A 17,264-nucleotide genomic window follows, 5' to 3' on the forward strand; every position below is an offset into this window, starting at 1 on the left:
TAGACTGCCGTGGATGACCAGCGAAGACGACTTGGACCTGTTGCGGCACCACGGCGACGTCGACGCCGCGGCGGGACTCGTCGACTTCGCGGTGAACGTGCGCGTGCCGCAACCGCCCGAGTGGCTGCGCGCCCGCCTGGCCGCGGCGATCGGCCGGCTCGGCGAGTACCCCTCGGCCGCCGCGGACCGCGCGGCGCGCGAGGCCGCGGCGCACCGGCACGGCCGGCACCCCGACGAGGCGCTCGTGCTGGCCGGTGCCGCCGAGGGCTTCACCCTGCTGGCGGCGCTGCGGCCGCGGTTGGCAGCGGTGATCCACCCCTCGTTCACCGAACCCGAGGTGGCGCTGCGGACGGCGGGCGTGCCGGTCACCCGCGTGACGCTGGACGCCGCCGAGGGCTACCGACTGCGTGCCGAGCAGGTACCCGACGAGGCCGATCTCGTCGTCGTCGGCAACCCCACCAACCCCACCTCGGTGCTGCACCCCGCGGAGGAGATCCGCCGCCTGCTGCGACCGGGGCGGATCGTGGTGGTCGACGAGGCGTTCGCCGACACCGTGCCGGGCGAACCGGAGTCGGTGGCCGGCTGCGCGGACGGCGGCCTGCTCGTGCTGCGCAGCCTCACCAAGATGTGGGGCCTGCCCGGGCTGCGCGCCGGCTACGCGCTGGGTTCGCCGGAGGTGCTCGCCCGCATGCACACCGCCCGTCCACATTGGCCGGTCAGCACGCTCGTGCTCGAGGCGGTGCAGGCCTGCTGCACCGACGGGGCGGTCGCCGAGGCCGCCGGGGCGGCCCGGGAGATCGCCGGTGCGCGCGAACAGCTGCGGGCAGAGCTCGCCGACATCGCCGGGGTCCGCGTGGTGCAGCCGGCCACCTCGTCGTTCCTGCTGGTGCGGGCGGAGAATGGTGCCAAGGTGCGGGCGGCGCTGGCTGAACGCGGCATCGCCGTGCGGCGCGCCGACACGTTCCCCGGCCTGGACGAGGACCACTTCCGGGTCGCGGTGCGCGGCGCGGCGGACAACGCGTCGTTGACCTCCGCGCTGCGGGAGATCCTCGGGCGGTGAAAGGACATCGGATGGCGGTACGGATGCGGGACGTGGTGGGGGCGCTGGAGACCGCCTACCCGCCGCGCCTGGCGGAGGACTGGGACGCCGTGGGCCTGGTGTGCGGCGATCCCGAAGCGCCGGTGCGGCGCGTGCTGTTCTGCGTGGACCCGGTCGAGACCACGGTGGCCGAAGCGGTCGACTCCGGTGCCGACCTGCTCGTGGCGCACCACCCGTTGCTGCTGCGCGGGGTGCACGGCGTGCCGGCCGACGACCACAAGGGGCGACTCGTCCACCGGCTGATCCGCCAGGGCGTCGGGCTGTACTGCGCGCACACCAACGCCGACACGGCGCGGGGCGGCGTGTCCGACGCGCTGGCCGAGGCGCTCGGGATCGCGCCGAGCGCGCCGCTGGCGCCGCACGCCGACGACTCGACGACGGGGCTCGGCCGCATCGGCGGGCTGTCCGAACCGGAACCGTTCGCCGCGTTCGTCGAGCGGGTCGCCGAGCGCCTGCCCGCGACCGCGTGGGGCGTGCGCGGGGGCGGTGATCCCGAGCGCGTCATCAGCACCGTGGCCGTCTGCGGCGGCTCCGGCGACGCGCACCTGGCCACGGCCCACCGCGCGGGTGTGGACGCGTACGTCACCGCGGACCTGCGGCACCACCCCGCCGCCGAGCACCTGGCGCAGGCCGAGGTTCCGAGCACCGAGGTGCCCGCCCTGGTGGACGTGGCCCACTGGGCCAGCGAGTGGCCGTGGTGCGGCCGGGCCGCCGACGACCTGCGCGCGGCCCTGGCCGATAGTGTCGAGGTCCAGGTCTCCGCTCGCCGCACCGATCCGTGGACGGTGCACGCCGGTGCGGTCGCCGCCGATACAGCGAGTACAGGAAGGACGTCCGCTTGAAAGCCGATCCCGCCGTTCAGCGCCGGCTGCTCGACCTCGCCCGGCTGGACGCCGAACTCAACCGGATCAACCACCGGCGCCGAACGCTGCCCGAACTCGAGGAGATCGGTGCGGCCGAAGGGGATCTCCGCGCCAAGCGCGACGACCTCGTCGTGGCGCAGACCTCGTACGGCGACATCGACCGCGAGGCCAAGCGGCTGGAGGAGGAGGTCGAGCAGGTCCGCTCCCGGGAGAGCCGGGACCGCCAGGTCCTGGAGTCGAGCACGTCGGCCAAGCAGGCCGAGGACCTGGAGAGCGAACTGCAGTCGCTCGCGCGGCGGCAGGGCGTGCTCGAGGACGAGCTGCTCGAGGTGATGGAGCGCCGCGAGGCGCTGGAGACCAACGTGTCCAAAGCGGACGAAGCGGTGCGCGAAGCCGAGGAACGCCTGGCAGAAGCCCAGCGGCGCCGCGACGCAGAGGTGGCCGATTTGGACAGTGCGGAGGCCAGGAGCACCGCGGAGCGCGAGTCGGTGGCCCAGCAGGTGCCCGAGCAGCTGCTGGGCCTCTACGAGCGGATCCGCGGCCAGCGCGGTGCCGGTGCGGGCCCGCTGGAAGGCAGCCGCTGCGGTGCCTGCCGGCTGGAGCTCGACCGCGCGGCGCTGTCCGAGGTGCGCGAAGCCGCTGCCGACGACGTGGTCCGCCACGAGGACTGCGGCGCCATCCTGGTGCGGACCAAGGGGGACTGATGGGGCGGCGGCTGATCGTCGAAGCCGACGGCGGTTCGCGCGGCAACCCGGGACTGGCCGGGTGCGGGGCCGTGGTGCGCGACGCCGACACCGGTGAGGTGCTCGCCGAACGAGCGGAACAGCTCGGCGTCGCCACGAACAACGTGGCCGAGTACCAGGGCCTCATCGAAGGTCTGCGCGCGGCCCGCGGCTGCGATCCCGCGGCCGTGACCGTGCGCATGGACTCCAAGCTCGTCGTCGAGCAGATGGTGGGGAACTGGCGGGTCAAGCACGGGAACCTGCAGCCGCTGGCGGCCCAGGCCAAGCAGCTCGCCGCCGAACTGCCGGCGCCGGAGTTCGTCTGGGTACCGCGGGAGCAGAACAAGCACGCCGACCGGTTGGCCAACGCCGCCATGGACGGCGCGGACAGCACCGAGCGGGAGCAGGCGGAACCGGAGGTCGCAGCCGCGCCGGCCACCACCGCGCCCGCTTCCGGGGTGGCGCCGCGGCCCGCCCCGGAGCAGCGGGCGGGCGACTGGCTCGGGGCCGTCGGCGCGCCGACCCGGCTGCTGCTGCTGCGCCACGGGCAGACGTCCATGTCGGTGGACAAGCGCTACTCCGGCCGCGGGGAAGTCGAACTGACGGAGCTGGGGCTGAGCCAAGCGGCGGCCGCGGGCGAGCGGTTGGCGAAGATGACCGGGGTGGCCGCGGCGGACGCGGGGCCTGCACCGGTGGTGGCCTCGCCGCTGGTGCGCACGCGGCAGACGGCCGTCGAGGTGGCCGCCGCGACCGGCGGGGCCTGCGAGTTCCACGACGGGCTGGTGGAGACCGACTTCGGCGAGTGGGAAGGCCTCACCTTCGCCGAGACGAGTGAACGCTACCCCGAGCTGCACGGACGGTGGCTCGGCGATCCGACCGTGGCACCTCCCGGTGGGGAGAGCCTGGAGCGCGTCGCGGAGCGCGTCTCGGCCGCCTGCGACGAGCTGCTGCAGCGGTACGCGGGCCGCACGGTCGTCGTGGTCAGCCACGTCACGCCGATCAAGGCCGTGCTGCGGCGCGCGCTGAACGTCGGACCCGGCGTGTTCTACCGGCTGCACCTGGACCTGGCCTCGCTGTCGGTGGCGGAACACTACCCGGACGGCAACGCGTCGGTCCGGTTGGTCAACGACATCTCGCACTGGGCGTGACCGTCGCCCGCCAGGTGCGGGCTACACTGGACGAACGGGATGAGTTGGCCGGGTGGCCGCGTCGGGCCGCGCAGCGGACCCGTCGAGGAAAGTCCGGACTCCGCAGGGCGGGGTGGTCGCTAACAGCGACCCGGGGCGACCCGCGGGAAAGTGCCACAGAAAGCAGACCGCCCGGTCTTCGGACCGGGTAAGGGTGAAACGGTGGTGTAAGAGACCACCAGCACCCCGGGTGACCGGGGTGGCTCGGTAAACCCCACCCGGAGCAAGGCCAAGAGGGTGCCGCCGGCACCTGCGCGGACGCTCGAGGGCTGCCCGCCCGATGTCCGCGGGTAGGCCGCTGGAGCCTGTCGGCAACGGCAGGCCGAGATGGATGGTCACCGCCCGGCCCGCGCGCCGCGCGGATCGGGCACAGAATCCGGCTTACAGGCCGACTCATCCCGCTCCCGCGTTCTTCCCTCCGCCGACCCGCTTCCCCTCCGCCGACCCGGTCGGCCTGTCGGCGCGCGCCCGCATGTCGGGCGCCGGCGGAACAGCGGCGGAATGGCGTTGGTCTCGCACGAATGCCGCAGCGGCGGCCGCGCGGACGGTTCCTGAACGGCGCGCGGCGCGCGAGGTTCCGGAACTGATGCGTCGTTTCGGGCGAAAAACCCCCGAACGCCCACGGCAGATCGGGTCACACGGCCCCGCGCCCCGCTGGGGGCGGTGCCGTGGCGAACGCTACTCTTGGATCAGTGCCGAGATCACCAGGATCACCCGACATCCGGGCCTGCAGACCACTACTTCCAAGCACGATGTCATGTTCTACTCGTGGCGCTGCCGGATCTCCTCCGGCAGGTGGAGGAGCTCCGATGACTTCGTGCGCACGCAGGGGTAACCGATGACCGCCATGTCGCTGGCCACACAACTGGACATAGTCGCCCAGCAGACGCAGCTCGACACGTTCGGGCTGCGCGACTGGATCCTGGACAACCTGCTGCCGTTGTTGCTGCTGGCCGTGGCGCTGCTGCTGCTGTGGCTCGGTGGCGGCAAGGGCGACAACGCGGGCGTCATGCGGCGTGTCGGTGGTGTCTTCGTCGCACTGGCGATCATCGGACTGGCGGTCACCGGCGCCGGGGTGGACATCGGCACGTTCATCGCCGGGTTGTTCAGCACGGGCGGGTGATCGGCAGTGCGGGTGCGCACCGACGACGAGGTCTACCGCGTCGACGCCGTCTGGCTCGGTCCACCGAAGGCCACGTTCCCCTGGCGGGCCCGCTACGTGGCCTGGGGGGTGGGCATCGTCGTGTTCCTGCTGGTGCTCGGCATCGAGCGGCGGATGAACATCGGATTCGGGTTCTTCTCCACCGCGTGGGCCGTGGTCATCACCATCCTGCTCACGCGGGTGATCTGCTCGCGGATCAGCCACGAGCGGCCGCTCGGCGCGGTCATGGCGATGTGGCTGCGCGAACTCACCGCCCCCGGGGAGAAGACGTCGGGACAGGGAGGAGCGGCCAGTGCTGCACGCATCCGGGTGAACTCGCATCGCCCCCAGCCCAAACAGTCCTCGCGGAGGCGTTCCCGCGCTGCTCGTGCCCAGCGCGCCCAACGTGCCCAAAGTGCCCAGCGCGCCCAACGTGCGCAGGGCGACCGGCGCACGCAGAGCACCCAGCGCAGCACCCAGCGGGCGCAGCAGACCGAGCGCGCGCAGCGCGGCCGGCGGCAGCCCGCCTCGTCGCGCACCCGGAACGCCACCAGCAGCAGCCGTGCGCGTAGCAAGGAGGTCCGCGGTGTTCGGTCGGCGAGACCGTGAGCGCACCGCGCAACAGGCCGCCGGGCAGGCCCCGGGGTCGCAGCGTGGTCCGTCCGTCCGCAAGCCCAAGAGCAAGCGCCGCCGCGGCGGCGGGGGCGGTGGGGGCGAGCAATCCGTCCCGACCTACACGCCCTCGATCGCCGCGCGCTCCATCGACGGGCACATCCTGCGCACCAACCAGGACGTCTTCGCCTGGTACCGGTTGTCGCCGCAACGGTGGTCGTTCCGCTCCGACGGGCAGCGCCAGGACCTCATCGCCGCGATCGCGGGGCAGTACGCCGAGTTGCAGGGGCGGTGGATGCACCTGCGCGTGACCACCCGGCCGTACCCGATCCGGATGTGGGCCGAGGCGCACGTGCACAACGCGCGCAACGCGCTGCCGGACGTGTCCGGCGCGCTGTCCTTCGACGACTACATGGTCGGTGAGCAGCAGCAGCTCATGGGCCGGTCGATGGCCGAGAAAGAGGTCTACCTCGGCGTGCAGGTACAGACCCGCAACGTCGTCGACCGCGCGGTGGAACGCGCGGCCCCGCTGGTGCGCAAGGTCTTCCCCGAGGCCGTGGACGCCGAGCTCGTCGCGCTCGACAGCGAGATCGAACACCTCGACCAGGTCATCGGCTCGGCCGGCCTCGACGGGCGGCCGGTCACCGCGGAGGAGATCTCCTGGTTGATGCACCGGTCGTGCTCGCTCGGGCTGCCCGCGCCGCGGAACCTGCCGGCCGTGCCCGGCGCTCCGTGGGAACCGGAGGACCTCGCGTCGTTCACCGACGCCTCCGACATGCACCAGGAGCCGTACGCGCCGACCGTGACCGTGCGCGGCCGGACCGGCTCCAACGCGGGGGTGTCCCGCAACGTCGCCGTGCTCACCCTCGGTCAGTCGCACGGGCTGCAGATCCCGGAGATCGACGACCCGTGGATGCAGCACTCCGACCGGCTGTCCGCCCCGGTCGAGTGGTCCGCGCGGATCTACGTGCGCCGCCCCGAGGACGTCTCCGGCGAACTGCAGCGGCAGATGAACAAGGTCCGCTCCCAGGTGCGGCACTACACCGAGGAGCACGGGCTGGAACCGCCCACGTCGCTGGCCCGCCAGGCCAGCCGGGTGCTCGAGATCGACGACGAGATGACCTCCGGCTTCACCGCGTTGGCCACGCGGGTGAAGTCGTGGTGGCGCATGGCCGTGTCCGGCCCGACCGAGCGGGACGCGCTGCGCCTGGCCCAGCAGCTGCTCGACCTGTACAAGCCGAAGATCGCCATCGAGCACCCGGAGGCGCAGTACTCGATGGCCCGGGAGTTCGTGCCGGGCGAGCCGCTGGCCAACGGTGCCTACCTGCGGCGCGGTTCGGTCGTGTGGGCCGCATCGGCCGTTCCGCAGGCCACCGCCGAGGTCGGCGACCGGCGCGGTGTCCTGCTCGGCGAGACGTGCACCGCCACCCGGCGCCCCGTGGCCTGGGATCCGTGGATGTCCCAGGAGATCCGCGATGCTTCCGGCCTGACGGCCATGGTGGCCGGTTTGGGCGGGGGAAAAAGCTTTTTGGGCGGCGGCCTGGTGTACAAGACGCTGCGGGCGGGGGCGCACTGGACGCTGCTGGACCCGTCGGGGCCGCTGGCCGAGCTGTGCACGCTGCCCGAACTGCGCCCCTACGCCCGGCCGATCCACCTGCTCAACGCCCAGCCCGGCATCCTCAACCCGTACCGGGTGGTGGCCGAACCGGAGTTGGAGCACTTCGTCGACGAGGAGGACCCGGAGCGCAGTTGGCGGCGCGAACGGGCGCTGGCGGCGGCGACCCGGCGCCGGCTGGTGCTGGACGTGCTCACCGGACTGCTGCCGTACGAGGTCGCGCGCCTGCCGCAGACGCGGATCGTGCTGCTGCGCGCCGTGCGCGCGGTGGGCGGGCACGCGGACGCCCACCCCGGCATGGTGTTCGAAGCGCTGCGGCGCGATGCCAGTGAGCACCACGAGCACGCGGTCGTCGTGGCCGACTTCCTCGACGAGATGCGCGAGCGGATGTCGCTGCTCATCCCGGAATCGGACGCGGACCCGTACTCGGAGGGGCGCGACGACCGGCTCACCGTGCTCACCATGGCCGGGCTGACCCTGCCCAAGGACGGCACCGGCCGCGACCAGTGGACCGACGCCGAAGCGCTCGGCGTGCAGCTGCTCAACCTCGCCGCGTGGCTGACCCAGCGCACCCTCTACGAACGCCCGAAGAACGAGCGCAAGGGCGTGTGGATCGACGAGGCGTTCTTCCTGTCCGAAGTGCCCACCGGCCGGGTGCTGATGAACCGCTTCGCCCGCGACTCGCGCAAGTGGAACGTCCGGGTGCTGCTGTCCAGCCAGATCCCCGCGGACTTCCTGCGCATCCAGGGTTTCGCAGCGCTGCTGGACTCGGTGTTCATCGGACGCCTCGACGACGAGCAGGCGCAGTCCGACGCGCTGCGGCTGTTGAAGGTGCCGGTCGACGCCGGCTACGAGCAGGTCGTTTCGGCGCTGGGGCGGCGTCCCGGGCCGGCGCGCAACAGCACCGAACGGGACCGCTCGCCGCGGCAGTTCATCTTCGGTGACGGCGCGGGTGGTGTGGAGAAGATCCGCATCGACTTCTCCGGTGAGCACCTGGAGCACATGCGCGATGCGCTGGACACCACCCCGGCCGCCGATGACGCGCCGCAGGAGCGGCACACGCCCGCCCGTGCCAACGGGGCCAATTCCGACCTCGCCGACACCGGTGCCGACACCTCCGAGGTCGGACTCGCACCGGATCCGGAGGAGGAGGCCGCGGACTTCGACTCCTTCGACGAGCTCGAGCTGGAAACCGTCGGCGTCGGCGGGGACGGGACCGCGCGGGACACCGGCGCCGAGCCGCCGTGGCGACCTTCCCAGGAAGACGGCAACGGCAACGGCAGCGGTGACCGCCCGACCCGCCGGACGGGCGGCGAGCCGGGTGGGGACGAGACGCGGTGATGCGGCGGACTCGGACGCAGCGCGCGCACGAGCACCGCGCCGGCCGGCGGCCGCGCGGTGCGCTGGCCGTGCTCGTGGCCGTGGTCAGCGGGTTGCTGCTGTTCGCGGTGCCGGCTGCGGCGCAGGGCCTGGACTGCTCCGAACCGCCGAACCCGGAACGCCCGGGGTCGGGCATGGTCGGCGCGCTCGACCCCGCGCCGATCGGCACCGGCGAGCCGGGCAGCACCTACGACGAGGTCGGCTACGCCGGGCTCGTCTGGCACACCTACGACCTGGGGTGCGGGCCGCAGGGCGTGACGAGCCCGCACGCGGTGGTCGACACGTGGCTGGGCAACGAGCTGTTCAACATCGCCAAGAACATCGTCGGCGCCACCAACGGGCTGCACTACGCACTGCTGGACGGGGAGCTGCTCGACCCGCTCGACGAGCTCATCGCGACCGGCACCGTCGCGCTGTACGACAGCGTGTTCTCCCCGTGGTTCGGCCTGGTCGCCGTGGTGCTGGCCGTGGTGCTGTTCCGCTACATCTGGCAGGGCGACCTGGCCACGATCGGCCGGCGCACCATGTGGGGGCTGGCCGCGCTGTGGTTCGCCTCGGCGACGTACCTGACGCCGCTGGTGTACACGCACGTGCTCGATGACGTGGTGGTCACCGGAACTTCCTCGGTGCAGGCCGGGTTCCTCCGCGAGGTCGGGGTGGACCAGACGCACGCGCTGCCGACGCTGCTGCACGACCAGGTGATCTACACCAACTGGCTGCGCGGCGAGTTCGGTTCGCCGGATTCGCCGCAGGCGCAGGAACTCGGCCGCGATCTGCTGCGCGCGCAGACCTGGACCAAGCAGGAGGCCGCGGCCGGGGAGGACTCCGGTTCGCCGGAGTCGAAGAAGCAGCAGTTCGAGCAGGTCGTGGACCGTTCCGGCAGCGCGCGCAGCTACATCCAGGGCATCGACGGCAGCCGGGTGGGGGCCGGAACCCTGGCGATGCTGCAGAGTTTCGCCTACGCGGTGTTCCAGCTGCTGGCGAAGGCGGCGATCCTGCTCGCGCAGGTGCTGCTGCGCGTGCTCATCCTGGCCGGGCCGCTGCTCGGACTCGTGTCGATCGTGTACCACCAGGTGCTGCGCGGCATCGGCAAGATCGCGGGCGCGGCCGTGCTCAACGTCGTGCTCATCTCCGCGATGGCCGGGCTGCACACGTTGATCCTGACGTGGATTTTCCAGCCGGCGCGCAGTTTTTCGGCGCTGACGCAGATCATGCTCGCCGGGCTGGTCACGCTCGTGTTCCTCATGGTGTGCAAGCCCGTGCGCCGGATGGGCCAGATGGTGGAGCTGTCCGTCGGCGGGATGAGCAGCGCCGTGCCGCGGGTGCCGCCCAGCCTGTTCTCCCGCTTTCGCGGGCGAGCTGACAGGGGCCGAGCCGACGGGGGCGGTTCCGAGGAGGGCGGCGACTTCTGGGACCAGCTGCGCGGCGACGGCGCGTCCACGGCCGCGGCCGGCGACAACCGCACGGGCCGGCCCGAGGCCTCGCACCCGTCGGTGACGGCCACCGCGGTGCGGTTGGACCAGGACCGGTCGGGGACGGCGGACGATGCCGGCGGGGCGAGCGCCGCCGGCGGGCGGCGTCCCGGTGCGGGAGCGCTGCCGGAGGCAGGTTCGACCAGTCGGATCGTCGACACCGTCCCGGTGGCGGATGCGCAGTGGGACAACATCGACGATGATCCCGTACTGGTCCCGTCGCGCGTGGACGGCGAGTCGCGCGGCGTCCGTCCCGCCCCGGCGCGTGAACCCGGCAGTTCCGACCGCACCGGCCCCGACCGCACCAGTGCCGACCGCGAAGTCGTCGCGGGACGCCCGGTCAACGTCGTCTACCGGCCGTCCCGGGGCTTGGAGGTCGCCGACGGCACCGACCACCGCTCTCGAGGAGGCGCGTGATGCCGATCCGCACGCACCGGGGCCGTGCGGCCGTGTACCGCAGGTTGTGGGGCTGGCCGCTGCGCTCGCCCCGGCACTTGGCTGTCGCGGTGCTCGTGGTCGCCGTGGTGGGCACGGTCGTCGGCTTCCTGCTGCCGGACCCGCCGCCCGGGCCGAGCTCGACCGCCCAGCGCTCCGCGCAGCGCCAGGCGCAGGCGCCCGCGCCCACGTCGGAGGAGGACCTCGCGTCGAAGTCCCCGCCGAGCCTGTCCGTGCCGACCGGACCCCCGCGGCCCGCCCCGGCTGACCCGGCGGGTGTGGACGCCGTGCGCGCGTGGGGCGAGCGCTGGGTGGACTACCGCGGCGGGGACCAGCAGCAGTGGCTCGACGGGTTGCGCCCGTACACCACCGACGAGTTCGTCACGGTCATGGAGTCGGTGAATCCGGCCAACGCGGGCGAGGCGATCACGGGTGCGCCGAAACCGGTGGAGTCGACCCGCAGCTCGATGGTCGTGCGCCTGCCCACGGACGCGGGCGCTCTGCGCGTGACCGCGGTGCGCACGCAGGAGGGCTGGCGCGTGGCCAACTACACCGGGGAAGGCTGAGATGCGGAAACTCGCCGTGGTTCTGGTGCTCGCCGTCGGGTTCGGCGGCCTCGTCGGAGTCGGTGCGCTGACCGCGCTGTTCGCCGGCGGGCTCGGCGGCGGTCGCGGAGAGGCCCGGTGGTCCAGCTGCAGCAGCTCCCTGGGGCCGTGGGGCAGCGGCGCCGAGAACGGCGAGCAGCAGGCGGCCGCGCTGGACCGCGACTCGCGCGGCATCGCCAAGCGGATCATCGAGATCGGCAAGCAGCGCAACCTCCCGCCGCGGGCCTGGCAGATCGCCATCCAGGCCGGCAAGACCGAGTCCGACCTGGCGAACCTGACCTACGGTGACCGCGACTCGCTGGGGATCTTCCAGATGCGCCCCTCCATGGGGTGGGGGACGGTGCAGCAGGTCACCGACGTCGAATATCAGATCAACAAGTTCTACGACGTGCTGCAGGAGGTCCCCGGCTGGGAGGAGATGCGTCCGGGCACGGCGGCCCAGCGGGTGGAGCGCTCGGCGTTTCCGATGCGCTACCACGAGTGGGAGCCGCTGGCCGCGCACCTGGTCAACGTGGAGGGCGAGGTGCAGGGCGTCAGCGGCTGCGAGGACCTGCCCGATTCCGGCGCGATGGTCCAGCAGGTCATCAGCTACGCCGAGGACCAGCTCGGCAAGCCGTACGAGTGGGGGGCGGCCGGCCCCGACGAGTTCGACTGCTCCGGGCTGACCCAGCAGGCCTGGCACGCGGCCGGGGTGACCATCCCGAAGTACTCGCAGTCGCAGTACTTCGACGGCGGCGAGCGGGTGCCGCTGTCCGAGGCGAAACCCGGTGACCTCGTGTTCTGGGGAAAGGGACGGGCTCCGCACGGAATCCATCACGTGGCGCTGTACCTCGGTGACGACGAGGTGCTGCACGCCCCGCAGCCGGGGGAGGACGTCGAACGCACGCAGCTGTGGGACGGCGGTGAGCTGCTGCCGCACGCCGTGCGTCCCGCGTCGGACGCCCCGCAGCAGGAAGCGGGATTGCCCCCGGCGGGTGAGAGCGGGTGAGAATGACGAGGGGCGCCTCGATCATCCGCGCCTGAGCCGCACGTCCCGGAGAGGTCGATCATGTTCACGCCGGATCCGATCCAACGACCCAGCGGCCCGCGCGCTTCGAGCACACCGCTCGGGGACTACCTGGCCGCGGCCGAGCAGGGCGTCGACGCCGATTACGCCGTGCTGCCCCGCTCGCTGGTGGAGTCCATGCCCCTGCCGTGGCAGCAGCAGATGCGCAACCTGCTCGCCGAGTTCCACCAGGCGTACGGGCACGTGCCGTGGCCGACGTACCGGGTGGTGCCGTCCCGCTACGAGCGCGTCGCCGACCTCGACGACGACCAGCTCGCGGAGATCGGATGCACCGTGGAGGTCGCCGACGACGGCGAGTTCGAGTACCGGATGAGCAACGGCGAACGCATCGAGGCCCCGGAGACCCACCGGGTGCTCGTCTCCTGCCTGGACCCGGTGGCCCGGCCGGACGAGGAGGGTCCCACGCCGGCCGCCGCGCCGCCCGCCTGGTGATGCGCGTGCACGCGTCCGAGCGATTCGCACACTGAAGCGTGACATGTGTGCCGACGCATGCGAGGCTGGCGCCATGCCGCGTGGGCGCTGGTACTACTGCCTTCGGCACGAACAGGTGGAGCCGAAGGCGGGTTGTCGCGCATCCGACAGGCTCGGCCCGTACCCCGATCCGGACACGGCCGCGCGCGCGTTGGAGATAGCCGGGGAACGGACGCGAGCCGCTGACGAGGCCGACGAGCGCTGGAACGAGGAGGAGTGAGCTCCCGTGGCAGCGGCGCGGGGACCTTTCGGCGGGGCCGAACTCGCTGCTGACACGCCAGGTGTGCGCTTCGCGGCGGAGTACGTGCCGCCGCGCGCCCGCGCACCGCTGGATTTCTCGGCGGTGCGCGGCGAACTCGGGCTGCACGGGGAGTTCCCCGCCGCGGCGCTGGCCGAGGCCGAGCGGGCCGCCGCCGCCAGCCCGGACGTCGTGTCCCGAAGCGATGCCACCGACCTCCCGCTCGTCACAGTGGACCCGCCCGGTGCCCGGGACCTCGATCAGGCCGTGCTGCTCGAACGCCGCGGTCGGGGCGGGTTCCGCGTGCACTACGCCATCGCCGACGTGGCCGCGTTCGTGCGTCCCGGTGGTGCGCTCGACCGGGAGACCCGCCGCCGCGGGCAGACGCTGTACCTGCCCGACGGCAACATCCCGCTGCATCCGCGGGTGCTGTCCGAGGACGCGGGCAGCCTGCTGCCGAACCGCGTGCGCCCCGCCGTGCTGTGGCGCATCGACCTGGCCGAGGACGGCGCGGTCGAGGACTTCGACGCGCGGCGCGCGCTGGTGCGCTCCACCGCACTGCTGGACTACCGGGGTGTGCAGCACGACCTGCGGGCCGGTCGCCCGCACCCCTCGGTGGCGCTGCTGCCCGAGGTGGGGCGGTTGCGGCGGCGGCAGGCGATGCTGCGCGGCGCCATCGAGCTCGGGCTGCCGGAGCAGCAGGTGGAACCGGACGGCGCGGGCGGGTGGCGTCCGATGCTGCGGCCGCGCACCGACGTCGAGGAGTGGAACGCGGAAATTTCCCTGCTCACCGGCATGTGCGCGGCCGAACTCATGCTCTCGGCCGAGGTGGGGGTGCTGCGGACCGTTCCGGAGCCCGACGAGGACGCGGTCGCCGCGTTGCGCCGCTCGGCCGCGGAACTCGGCGTCGACTGGCCCGAGCACGTGCCGGTGGCGACCGCGCTGGCCGAGCTGGACACCGCGCGACCCGCGGCGCTGGCCGTGCACGTGGCCGCCACGCGGCTGCTGCGCGGCGCCGGCTACACCGCGTTCCACGCGCAGGTGCCGCGCAAGGCCACGCACGCGGGTATCGGCGCGGCCTACGCGCACGTGACAGCGCCGCTGCGGCGCCTCGTCGACCGCTACAGCGCGGAAGTGTGCCTGGCCGTGCTCGACGGCAGGTCCGTTCCCTCGTGGGTGCGGGACGCGCTCGGCGAACTGCCCTCGGCCATGGGAAGTTCGGACCGCGTGGCCACCCGCGTGGAGCGGGCGTGCATCGCCCAGGCGCAGGCCTGGTCGTTGGCCGGCCGCGTGGGGGACGATTTCCCGGCGACTGTGCTGCGCGCACCGAACGGCGAGGCGGGCGAGGTGTTCGTCGCCGACCCGCCGGTGATCGCCCGCTGCACCGGCGCGGGACTGTCCGAGGGCCAGCACGTGCGGGTGCGGCTGGCGGCGGCGGATCCCGCGGAGCGCGACGTCGCCTTCGAACTCAACTGAACCGCCCCGCCCGCGCTCAGTTGCACGTGTGACGACCGGCACGGTCCGCGCCGGTAGCGCAGCGCCGGCCGAGCGGTGATCGTTGGGTAACGGTGTCGTCCTCCGATCGAAAGGGGTTCGCGTGGCTGGCGTGCGGGACATGACCATCGGGGTGCTCGGGGGGACGGGTCCTCAGGGCAACGGGCTCGCCACCCGGTGGGCGCAGGCGGGACTGCGGGTGCTCATCGGCTCGCGCAAGGCCGAGCGGGCGGTCGAAACCGCCGAGGGCATCGCCGAGCGGAGCGGCGGCAGCGTCGCCGGCCGGGACAACGCGGGCTGCGCCGCCGAGGCCGATCTCGTGGTGGCCGCGCTGCCGTGGGAGGCGCACCGGGACACGCTCAGCGCGTTGGCGCCGCAGCTGGCCGGCAAGATCGTCGTCGACTGCGTCAACCCGCTCGGCTTCGACAAGCGGGGCCCGTACGCGCTCGAGGTGGCCGAGGGCAGTGCTGCGCAGCAGGCCGAACAGCTGCTGCCGGACTCCCGCGTCACCGCCGCGTTCCACCACGTCTCCGCGGTGACGCTGGCGGACCTCGACGTGCCGCACGTGGACCTGGACGTGCTCGTGCTCGGCGACGACCGGGAGGCCACCGACGTCGTCCGCGAGCTCGCCGCCGTCATCCCCGGCGTGCGCGGTATCTACGGCGGCCGGCTGCGCAACGCGCACCAGGTGGAGGCGTTCACGGCGAACATCATCGCGATCAACCGCCGTTACAAGGCGCACGCCGGGGTGCGCATCACCGACGTCTGAGCCGCTCACCGGTCATCGGTCACCGGTCACATCGTCGCGCGGCGGCCTCCGTCGACGGTCCAGGCCGCACCGGTCACGAACGCCGCCTTCGGCGAGAGCAGGAACGCGGCGACGTCGCCGAGCTCCTCGGGGGACCCGGACCGGCGCAGCGGCGTGGCCTGCTCCGCTTCGGTCTGCGACCGGGGGTTGTGCTCGGCCAGCGAGCGGGCCCGCTCGGTGTCGAAACGGCCGGGCAGCACCGCGTTCACCCGCACCCCGCGCGGGCCCACCTCGTCGGCGAGGTCCTTGACGAAGCCCTGCGTGGCGGGCCGGGCCACGTTGGAGCTGGCCAGTCCCGTCAGCGGTTCCGCTCCGGAGGTGGAGGTCAGCACGACGATCGCGCCGCCTTCGCCGAGCTCGGTCGCCACCGCGCGGGCGGTGCGGATGGGCGCGATCGCGGCGATCTCCAATCCCGCGCGCAGCGCGCCGTCGTCCATCGCGGTCGGCATGCCCGGTGGTGGGCCGCCGTGGCTGACGAACAGCCCGTCGAGCCGGCCGAAGCGGTCGCGGGCCGCGTCGATCAGCTTCTGCGGTGCGTCGGCCGCCGTGAGGTCGGCGGCCACACCCGTCGCGCGGTCGCCGAGCCGGGCGGCGGCGTCGTCGGTGTTCTCCTGCGACGAGGAGGAGACGACGACGGTGGCGCCTTCCCGCACCAGGCACTGGGTCGTGGCGAAGCCGAGACCTTTGCTCGCCCCGGTCACGATGTAGCAGCGTCCGGCAAGTTCGAGATCCATGGGCACAGACCCTAAACCGGGCCGCGGCCGGGCCGGTGCGGCCGCCGCATCCGGTGGTCTGCGCAGCCGCGGCGGTTCTGGGAAGTGTTTCAAATGTGGTTTGCGCAGCGAGGCCGGCCAGAACAAGCGCCAGAACAAGCGCCAGAACAAGCGGCTGCACCGCTCGTGGAACGGACCGTAGGCTCGCGGTATGACGGCACGGTCCGCTGCTGATACCTCCGCCGGCGGGGAGTGGGTGCGTCAGGGCAACCGGTTCACCGCCCGCATCACCGCCGACGGTTCCTCCGGATGGCCGGTGCAGCCCGGGCGCTACCACCTCGTGGTGAGCCTGGCCTGCCCGTGGGCGCACCGCTCGCTCATCGTGCGTCGCCTGCTCGGGTTGGAGCCGGTGCTGTCGCTGGGCATCGTCGACCCGCTGCGGGACGAGCGCGGCTGGCGCTTCACCCTCGACCCGGAGGGTCGCGATCCCGCGACCGGGCTGGCGTTCCTGTCCGAGGCGTACCTGGCCACCGACCCGGCCTACGCCGGGCGCGTGACGGTGCCGGCCGTGGTGGACCTGCACTCGGGGCAGGTCGTCACCAACGACTTCCCGCAGCTGACGCTGGATCTGAGCACCGAGTGGCGCGCGCACCACCGACCGGGCGCGCCGGAGCTGTACCCGCCGGCGCTGCGCGCGGAGATCGACGCCGTCAACGACGCGGTGTACACCGACGTCAACAACGGCGTGTACCGGTGCGGGTTCGCCACCTCGCAACGCGCGTACGAACGCGCCTACGAGCGCCTGTTCGCCCGCCTGGACGCGTTGGCGGACCGGTTGCGGCAGCGCCGCTACCTGGTCGGGGACGCGGTCACCGAGGCCGACATCCGGCTGTTCACCACGCTCGTCCGGTTCGACGCGGTCTACCACGGTCATTTCAAGTGCAACCGCAGCAAGCTCAGCGAGATGCCGGTGCTGCGGGACTACGCGCGGGACCTGTTCCAGACCTCCGGTTTCGGCGACACGGTGGACTTCGCGCACATCAAGCAGCACTACTACCGCACCCACCCGGGCCTGAACCCGAGCGGCGTCGTCCCGCTCGGGCCGGAGGAGTCCGAGTGGGACGCCGAACACGGGCGGGAGCGCCTCGGTGGTCGGCCGTTCGGCGCGGGCACCCCGCCCGACCCGGCGACCCCGCTGGCCGGCTGAGCCCCGAAGGCCGGGAACTGCAGAAGCCGGGAACTGCATCCGCAGCGGTGTGCCTCTGAAGTCGGGACCGGCCGGGTGTGCACATTTCGCGAAATGTGCACACCCCTGGTGAGCGGGCTCGGGCAGGAGCAGCGCG

At 72.9% G+C, this 17,264-nt stretch carries 16 protein-coding genes and 1 other RNA gene; 16 read left to right on the top strand and 1 reads right to left on the bottom strand.

The genetic code is table 11. The annotated features are described in order from the left end of the window. The first annotated feature begins 13 nt into the window (after positions 1-13). The 15 genes from cobC to npdG all read left to right on the top strand — a co-directional run bounded on the left by cobC (position 14) and on the right by npdG (position 15,169). On the top strand, positions 14-1,060 hold the full coding sequence (gene cobC / locus ACVGV2_RS06190) for an Rv2231c family pyridoxal phosphate-dependent protein CobC (RefSeq protein WP_459165082.1): 1,047 nt from the start codon (positions 14-16) through the stop codon (positions 1,058-1,060). Between the two features lie 11 nt (positions 1,061-1,071). Beyond that, a complete protein-coding gene (locus tag ACVGV2_RS06195) occupies positions 1,072-1,941 on the top strand; it encodes a Nif3-like dinuclear metal center hexameric protein (RefSeq protein WP_459165083.1) in 870 nt (289 codons plus the stop codon). After that, positions 1,938-2,666, top strand: a complete 729-nt coding sequence (locus tag ACVGV2_RS06200; protein ID WP_459165084.1) for a zinc ribbon domain-containing protein — start codon at positions 1,938-1,940, stop codon at positions 2,664-2,666. The genes ACVGV2_RS06195 and ACVGV2_RS06200 overlap by 4 nt, the downstream gene beginning before the upstream one ends. Further along, the gene (locus tag ACVGV2_RS06205) at positions 2,666-3,832 is read left to right on the top strand and encodes a bifunctional RNase H/acid phosphatase (protein ID WP_459165085.1); all 1,167 of its coding nucleotides are present in this window, start codon (positions 2,666-2,668) and stop codon (positions 3,830-3,832) included. The genes ACVGV2_RS06200 and ACVGV2_RS06205 overlap by 1 nt, the downstream gene beginning before the upstream one ends. 40 nt (positions 3,833-3,872) lie before the next feature. Further along, an RNA gene (gene rnpB / locus ACVGV2_RS06210) (RNase P RNA component class A) lies at positions 3,873-4,271 on the top strand. A gap of 438 nt (positions 4,272-4,709) precedes the next feature. Beyond that, positions 4,710-4,994, top strand: coding sequence for a hypothetical protein (locus tag ACVGV2_RS06215; protein WP_459165086.1), 285 nt, complete (start codon positions 4,710-4,712; stop codon positions 4,992-4,994). A gap of 6 nt (positions 4,995-5,000) precedes the next feature. Next, positions 5,001-5,621: a hypothetical protein gene (locus ACVGV2_RS06220; RefSeq protein WP_459165087.1), complete on the top strand. Its 621-nt coding sequence runs from the start codon at positions 5,001-5,003 to the stop codon at positions 5,619-5,621. Beyond that, entirely contained in the window at positions 5,599-8,580 is a 2,982-nt protein-coding gene (locus ACVGV2_RS06225) for an ATP-binding protein (protein ID WP_459165088.1), read from the top strand. The genes ACVGV2_RS06220 and ACVGV2_RS06225 overlap by 23 nt, the downstream gene beginning before the upstream one ends. Continuing rightward, a complete protein-coding gene (locus ACVGV2_RS06230; protein ID WP_459165089.1) occupies positions 8,580-10,508 on the top strand; it encodes a hypothetical protein in 1,929 nt (642 codons plus the stop codon). The genes ACVGV2_RS06225 and ACVGV2_RS06230 overlap by 1 nt, the downstream gene beginning before the upstream one ends. After that, the gene (locus ACVGV2_RS06235; protein ID WP_459165090.1) at positions 10,508-11,092 is read left to right on the top strand and encodes a hypothetical protein; all 585 of its coding nucleotides are present in this window, start codon (positions 10,508-10,510) and stop codon (positions 11,090-11,092) included. The genes ACVGV2_RS06230 and ACVGV2_RS06235 overlap by 1 nt, the downstream gene beginning before the upstream one ends. A 1-nt stretch (position 11,093) precedes the next feature. Beyond that, positions 11,094-12,119, top strand: a complete 1,026-nt coding sequence (locus tag ACVGV2_RS06240; protein ID WP_459165091.1) for a C40 family peptidase — start codon at positions 11,094-11,096, stop codon at positions 12,117-12,119. A gap of 60 nt (positions 12,120-12,179) precedes the next feature. Further along, positions 12,180-12,629, top strand: coding sequence for a hypothetical protein (locus ACVGV2_RS06245; protein ID WP_459165092.1), 450 nt, complete (start codon positions 12,180-12,182; stop codon positions 12,627-12,629). A gap of 73 nt (positions 12,630-12,702) precedes the next feature. After that, entirely contained in the window at positions 12,703-12,888 is a 186-nt protein-coding gene (locus ACVGV2_RS06250; RefSeq protein ID WP_459165093.1) for a hypothetical protein, read from the top strand. Between the two features lie 6 nt (positions 12,889-12,894). Beyond that, complete coding sequence (locus ACVGV2_RS06255; RefSeq protein WP_459165094.1) at positions 12,895-14,382, top strand: RNB domain-containing ribonuclease; 1,488 nt, start codon at positions 12,895-12,897, stop codon at positions 14,380-14,382. Between the two features lie 121 nt (positions 14,383-14,503). Continuing rightward, a complete protein-coding gene (npdG, locus tag ACVGV2_RS06260; RefSeq protein ID WP_459165095.1) occupies positions 14,504-15,169 on the top strand; it encodes an NADPH-dependent F420 reductase in 666 nt (221 codons plus the stop codon). Between the two features lie 26 nt (positions 15,170-15,195). On the opposite strand, the gene ACVGV2_RS06265 is transcribed toward npdG, so the two are convergent. Then, on the bottom strand, positions 15,196-15,942 hold the full coding sequence (locus tag ACVGV2_RS06265) for an SDR family oxidoreductase (RefSeq protein ID WP_459165096.1): 747 nt from the start codon (positions 15,940-15,942) through the stop codon (positions 15,196-15,198). Between the two features lie 190 nt (positions 15,943-16,132). Between ACVGV2_RS06265 and ACVGV2_RS06270 the strand changes: the two genes are divergently transcribed. Next, positions 16,133-17,128, top strand: coding sequence for a glutathione S-transferase family protein (locus ACVGV2_RS06270; RefSeq protein WP_459165097.1), 996 nt, complete (start codon positions 16,133-16,135; stop codon positions 17,126-17,128). Positions 17,129-17,264: the final 136 nt, after the last annotated feature.

It is taken from the genome of Bounagaea algeriensis, assembly GCF_054491375.1.

What these genes read in the sequence shown, in the direction of transcription:
- cobC (WP_459165082.1), top strand. Translation starts at nt 14, where the DNA reads ATGACCAGCGAAGACGACTTGGACCTGTTGCGGCACCACGGCGACGTC.
- ACVGV2_RS06195 (WP_459165083.1), top strand. Translation starts at nt 1,072, where the DNA reads ATGGCGGTACGGATGCGGGACGTGGTGGGGGCGCTGGAGACCGCCTAC.
- ACVGV2_RS06205 (WP_459165085.1), top strand. Translation starts at nt 2,666, where the DNA reads ATGGGGCGGCGGCTGATCGTCGAAGCCGACGGCGGTTCGCGCGGCAAC.
- ACVGV2_RS06215 (WP_459165086.1), top strand. Translation starts at nt 4,710, where the DNA reads ATGACCGCCATGTCGCTGGCCACACAACTGGACATAGTCGCCCAGCAG.
- ACVGV2_RS06230 (WP_459165089.1), top strand. Translation starts at nt 8,580, where the DNA reads ATGCGGCGGACTCGGACGCAGCGCGCGCACGAGCACCGCGCCGGCCGG.
- ACVGV2_RS06235 (WP_459165090.1), top strand. Translation starts at nt 10,508, where the DNA reads ATGCCGATCCGCACGCACCGGGGCCGTGCGGCCGTGTACCGCAGGTTG.
- ACVGV2_RS06240 (WP_459165091.1), top strand. Translation starts at nt 11,094, where the DNA reads ATGCGGAAACTCGCCGTGGTTCTGGTGCTCGCCGTCGGGTTCGGCGGC.
- ACVGV2_RS06245 (WP_459165092.1), top strand. Translation starts at nt 12,180, where the DNA reads ATGTTCACGCCGGATCCGATCCAACGACCCAGCGGCCCGCGCGCTTCG.
- ACVGV2_RS06250 (WP_459165093.1), top strand. Translation starts at nt 12,703, where the DNA reads ATGCCGCGTGGGCGCTGGTACTACTGCCTTCGGCACGAACAGGTGGAG.
- ACVGV2_RS06265 (WP_459165096.1), bottom strand. Translation starts at nt 15,942, where the DNA reads ATGGATCTCGAACTTGCCGGACGCTGCTACATCGTGACCGGGGCGAGC.
- ACVGV2_RS06270 (WP_459165097.1), top strand. Translation starts at nt 16,133, where the DNA reads ATGACGGCACGGTCCGCTGCTGATACCTCCGCCGGCGGGGAGTGGGTG.